The sequence below is a fragment of the Frigoribacterium sp. 9N genome (assembly GCF_902506305.1).
Taxonomy (GTDB): Bacteria; Actinomycetota; Actinomycetes; order Actinomycetales; family Microbacteriaceae; genus Frigoribacterium.
On sequence record NZ_LR733403.1, the window covers coordinates 1 to 3,341 of the forward strand.

The 3,341-nt window shown below is 73.6% G+C and carries 4 protein-coding genes; 3 read left to right on the forward strand and 1 reads right to left on the reverse strand.

Annotated elements, in window-relative coordinates; genetic code table 11:
- The first annotated feature begins 17 nt into the window (after positions 1 to 17).
- Together ARTHRO9V_RS15605 and ARTHRO9V_RS15610 are read left to right on the forward strand one after the other, a co-directional pair.
- Positions 18 to 746, forward strand: coding sequence for an amino acid ABC transporter ATP-binding protein (locus tag ARTHRO9V_RS15605; RefSeq protein ID WP_056046034.1), 729 nt, complete (start codon positions 18 to 20; stop codon positions 744 to 746).
- Between the two features lie 212 nt (positions 747 to 958).
- Positions 959 to 1,651 (forward strand): YceI family protein, encoded by a 693-nt coding sequence (locus ARTHRO9V_RS15610; RefSeq protein WP_123570289.1) that lies wholly within the window; start codon positions 959 to 961, stop codon positions 1,649 to 1,651.
- A 105-nt stretch (positions 1,652 to 1,756) separates the two neighbouring features.
- On the opposite strand, the gene ARTHRO9V_RS15615 is transcribed toward ARTHRO9V_RS15610, so the two are convergent.
- Positions 1,757 to 2,590, reverse strand: a complete 834-nt coding sequence (locus ARTHRO9V_RS15615) for an ADP/ATP-dependent (S)-NAD(P)H-hydrate dehydratase (RefSeq protein ID WP_159829063.1) — start codon at positions 2,588 to 2,590, stop codon at positions 1,757 to 1,759.
- 68 nt (positions 2,591 to 2,658) lie between these two features.
- Between ARTHRO9V_RS15615 and ARTHRO9V_RS15620 the strand changes: the two genes are divergently transcribed.
- Complete coding sequence (locus tag ARTHRO9V_RS15620; RefSeq protein ID WP_159829066.1) at positions 2,659 to 3,294, forward strand: HAD family phosphatase; 636 nt, start codon at positions 2,659 to 2,661, stop codon at positions 3,292 to 3,294.
- Positions 3,295 to 3,341: the final 47 nt, after the last annotated feature.

The window sequence follows — 3,341 nt, forward strand, 5'->3', positions numbered from 1 at the left end:
GCCCCGGCCCCGAGACGGTGCTGCGCCTCGAAGGGGTCCGCAAGTCCTTCGGCGACACGGTCGTGCTCGACGGCATCGACCTGGACGTCGCGCGGGACGAGGTCGTGGCGCTGATCGGCGCCAGCGGCTCGGGCAAGTCGACGCTGCTCCGCACCGTGAACCTGCTCGAGCAGATCGACGACGGCCGCATCGTGCTCGGCGACGACGACATCACCGACCCCCGGGTGCGCGTCGACGCCGTCCGGGCCCGCATCGGCGTGGTCTTCCAGCACTTCAACCTCTTCCCGCACCTGACCGTGCTCGACAACGTCGCCCTGGCCAGTCGCCACGTGCTGCGCCAGCCCAAGGCCGCGGCGAACGAGCGCGCCCTCGAGGTCCTCACGCGCGTGGGTCTCGGCGACAAGGCCGGCGCCTACCCCGACCGCCTCTCGGGCGGTCAGCAGCAGCGGGTCGCCATCGCCCGGGCCCTCGCCCCGCGACCCGCCGTGCTGCTGCTCGACGAGATCACGAGCGCCCTCGACCCCGAGCTGGTGGGCGAGGTGCTCGACCTCGTGCGCACGCTGAAGGAGGTCGGCACGACGATCCTCATGGCGACGCACGAGATGGCCTTCGCCCGCGACGTCGCCGACCGGGTCGTCTTCCTCGACCGGGGCCGGATCGCCGAGCAGGGTCCGCCCGCGCAGCTCTTCACGGCCCCCCGCGAGGTGCGCACCCAGGAGTTCCTCACGCGGTTCACCGCTCACTGACCGGGATCGCCCGGCGCCGGCACCAGCACCGGCCCCGGCCCCGGGCCGGGCCAGGGCCGGGCCTGGGCCCTGCCCGGTCGCCCTCGGCCCGCCCCGGGCGCCCACCGTCTTCACCTGCGCCTCCCAGGTTCTTGCGAAGGAGACACGTCACCATCGGTTCAGCCCCGTGGACTCGCCGCGCGTCACGCCGACCCCTCCGAAGGACGAAGACCATGAAGAAGAAGACCAAGATCGGGCTCGGCGTCGCCGCAGCCGTCGTCGTCGTCCTGGGGGCCACCGCGGCCTTCGCCGGGCCGGCCTTCTACCGCGACGTGATCGTCGGCGAACCCGAGGCCGCGCCCACCGCCTCCCTCACCCCCGGGTCGAGCACGCTCGACCCCAGCCAGCTCGCAGGCGACTGGAGCATCGGTGACGGCAGCACGGCCGGCTACCGCGTCGACGAGGTGCTGAACGGCACCGACGTCACCGTCGTCGGCAAGACCGACCAGGTCTCGGGCACGATCACCGTCGACGGGACGACCATCTCGGCCGCCACCATCGACGTCGACGTCGCCTCGATCGCGACCGACAGCGGCAACCGCGACGACTACTTCCGGGGCACCGCCATGCAGGTGAACAAGTACCCCACGGCCACGTTCACGCTGACCCAGCCGATCGAGGCGGCCGTCCCCTCCGACGGTGACGTGGCCAAGGTCGACGCGACCGGCGAGCTGACCATGCACGGCGTCACGAAGACCGTCACGGTGCCCCTGCAGGCGGCCCTGTCGGGCGACGGCGTCCAGGTGAGCGGGTCGATCCCGGTGACCTTCTCGGACTACGGCGTCGACGCGCCGAGCCTCGGCTTCGTCAAGGTCGAAGACCAGGGGACGGTCGAGTTCCTCGTGGCGGCGACCCCCGCCTCCTGAGTCCCGGGCGCTCGCACGTCGAGCGCCGCACCACGACCTGAGCGTCGCACCGCCGATGTCGGCGGTGCGACGCTCAACTCGTGGTGCCGTGCGCCTGGGCCCGGCTCAGCCCCGGCGCAACAGCTCCGCGATCGTGGCCGGCAGGGCGTCGACCAGGCCGAGCACCGTGAACGGTCCGCCGGCACCCGCCCGGGACGCCGCGAGGCCGTGGAGCACCGCAGCGGTCGCGGCCGACCGGGCCAGCGCCTCCTCGTCCGCGGCGATCTCGTCGGCGTGCGTCGCGACCAGGGCCCCCAGGACTCCCCCGAGCGCATCGCCCGCGCCGGCGGTGGCCAACCACGTCGGCGCGCTGGCCGCGACGAGGCGCGTGCCGCCGGGCGAGGCGACGTACGTACGGTGCCCCTTGACGAGCACCGTGCAGCCCCACTCCCCCGCCGCACGCGCGGCGGCACCGGCCGGATCGGCGGCGACGTCGGCGACCTCGCGGCCCGAGGCCTTCGCCAGCTCGCGGAAGTGCGGCGTCAGCACCACCGGCCCGGTCGCCTGCTCGCGCAGCGACAGCGCTCCGGCGTCGAGCACGAGCGGCAGCCCCGAGGAGGCGCCGGTCGCGAAGCCGTCGCGCGTCTCGTCGTCGAGGTGGTCCGGGTCCACGCCCGAGCCGAGCAACCACGCTTGCACGCGACCCGGGCTCGTCACGGCCTCGGGCCGACGGTGCAGCACGAAGTCGGAGGCGCGGGCGGGGCCCAGGTACCGCAGCATGCCGACGCCAGTGTGCAAGGCGGCCTCGACGCCGAGCACGGCGGCGCCCGGGTAGGCGCTCGAGCCGGTCACGACGCCGAGCACGCCTCGGCTGTACTTGTCGTCGTCGACGGCCGGCACGGCGATCTGGTCGGCGGCGTCGGAGGGGGTCCAGTCGGTGAAGCGGGTGTCGGAGGTCACGCCCCGACGGTAGTCGGCCGAGCCCCGCCCGGCCCCGCCCGACCTGCGCCCGCCGATACGGTGGGTCGATGAGCATCTCACTCCCCGGCCGCACCGTCGTCTTCGACTACGGCGAGGTGATCGCGCGGTTCCCCGACGACGCGTCGCGCCGCCGCCTCGAAGAGCTCGCAGGCGTCGACCCGGACGTGCTCTGGCCCAGTTACGGTCGCCACCGCCACGCCCTCGACCGCGGCACGCTGAGCGCCGCGGCGTACTGGCGGGCCATCGCCGCCGACACCGGCGCCGACTGGACCCGCACCCGCGTGCACGAGCTCTGGGCCGCCGACTTCCCGTCGTGGTTCGTGCCCGAGCCCGGCACGCTCGAGGTGATCGCCGACCTGGCCGACGGCGGCACGCGACTGGCGATCCTCTCGAACGCCGGTCTCGACTTCGCGTCGCCGTTCCGGCACTCGCCCCTCGGCGAGCTGTTCGAGCAGGTCTTCGTCAGCGCCGAACTCGACGACCTCAAGCCGTCGGCCACGATCTTCGAGCACGTCCTCGCCGAACTCGGAACAACGGCCGCCGACACGGTGTTCATCGACAACAGGTCCGACAACGTCGAGGCCGCCCAGGCGCTCGGGATCATCGGGCACCTGTTCACCGGGCCCGAGCCGCTCCGACGCTTCGTCGAGGGGCTCGCGACCCTCCCCACCGAAAGGCGATGACCACACTCGTGACGAACGCAGCACAGACGGCACCCGCCCCCACGACC

What these genes read in the sequence shown, in the direction of transcription:
- ARTHRO9V_RS15620 (WP_159829066.1), top strand. Translation starts at nt 2,659, where the DNA reads ATGAGCATCTCACTCCCCGGCCGCACCGTCGTCTTCGACTACGGCGAG.
- ARTHRO9V_RS15610 (WP_123570289.1), top strand. Translation starts at nt 959, where the DNA reads ATGAAGAAGAAGACCAAGATCGGGCTCGGCGTCGCCGCAGCCGTCGTC.